Annotated in this window: 2 protein-coding genes; both read right to left on the bottom strand. The window is 77.8% G+C overall.

What is annotated here, in order from left to right; translation table 11 throughout:
• A partial coding sequence (locus DVA66_RS20355) for an NAD-dependent epimerase/dehydratase family protein (protein WP_157974204.1) occupies nucleotides 1-209 on the bottom strand: 209 nt, incomplete at its 3' end.
• Nucleotides 209-1,484, bottom strand: a 1,276-nt coding sequence (locus DVA66_RS20360) for an AMP-binding protein (protein ID WP_157974205.1), incomplete at its 5' end; no start/stop codon positions are given. The genes DVA66_RS20360 and DVA66_RS20355, both read right to left, overlap by 1 nt.

Raw genomic sequence — 1,484 nt, forward strand, 5'->3', positions numbered from 1 at the left:
ACCTTCGCCGCGAGGTGCACCACGGCGTCCTGCCCGGCCACCGCAGCCGCGACGGCGGCCGCGTCGCGCACGTCCCCACGGCGCTCCCGCGCGCCCTCGACCGCGGCCGGTCCGCGCTGCAGCACGGTGACCTCGTCCCCACGCGCCACCAGCGCCGTGGCCACCAGCCGGCCGAGCATCCCGCTCGCCCCGGTCACCAGCACCCTCATCAGCGCAGCCCCCGCACCAGCCGGCCGGGACGCCGGCCGGCGAGCGCCCGTCCGGCCCACACCGACACCGCGGTCCGGTCGATCTTGGACTGGTGGCGGATGTCGACCGGCAACGCCGCGACGCACAGCACCGCCGCCACGTCGACACCGGCGACCCGGCGCACCGCGGCGGCCAGCTCGGGCGGGGCCAGCAGCGCCGGACGGCGTCCGGGGACCTCCTCGGGCACCACCACGACCACCACCTGCTGCGTGCCGACCGGTCCCACGCCGGCAACGCACGCCTGCCGGACGCCGTCCAGCGCCTCCACCCGCTGCTCGACGCCGACCGGGGTGAGTGGGCCGCCGGCGGTGTGCACCACGTGCACCCGGCGTCCCTCCACCCACAGCCGGCCGGCCTCGTCGAGGTGGCCGACGTCGCCGGTGCGGTGCCAGCCGGGCGCGGGACGGGCGGCGTCCTCGGTGGCCCAGAGCCGGTCGTAGCGGTCCTTGACGTGGGCGGCGCCGACCCAGATCTCACCGGTCACCCCGGGCTTCTCGGTGGGGTCGCCGTCGGGCTCGTCGGGCGTCGCCGGCAGCGGGCTGATCCGCAGCTCGACGCCGGGCCGCGGCCGTCCGACGCAGACCCCTTCGCCGACCCCGGCCTCCTCGATCTCCGCCAGGGTGATGTCGGTGGAGGGCAGCGCCTCGGTCATCCCGTACGGGGTGTGCAGCTCGGCCGCCGGCACCACGGCCGCCACCCGACGCAGCAGTGCGGCCGGCACCGGCGCCCCGGCCGACATCAGCCGCTGCACCCCGGCCAGCGCCCGGCGTCCCCGCGCGTCCAGCGCGTCGGCGGTGGCGACCACGTTGGCCAGGGCGGCGGGGGAGGCGAAGACGACGGTGGCACCGACCCGATCCACCGCCGCGGCGAGCGTGCTGGCCGTCAGCGTGGCGGGGGCGGTGACGTCCATGTCGGGCACCACCGCCGGAACGCCGAGCGCCGGGCCGTAGAGGGCGAACGGGGCGAATGCGGCGACGAAGCGGTCCTCCGGGCCGAAGCCCATCGTCTCGCGCAGCACCTCCAGCTGGGCGCCGATCTGGCTCAGCCGGTACACCACCCCCTTGGGCGGTCCGGTGGCGCCGGAGGTGAACAGCACGGCGCAGTCCGGGTCGTCGCCGGCGCCGGCACGCACCGCGTCGAGGTCGGCGTCGGAGCCGGCGCCGATCGCTCGTAGCTGGTCGAGGTCGTGCTCGACGCGGAGCGCACGACGGGCCGCCGGCGGCAGCGAGCCGGCC

The organism is Desertihabitans aurantiacus, assembly GCF_003344635.1.
GTDB classification, from domain to species: domain Bacteria; phylum Actinomycetota; class Actinomycetes; order Propionibacteriales; family Propionibacteriaceae; genus Desertihabitans; species Desertihabitans aurantiacus.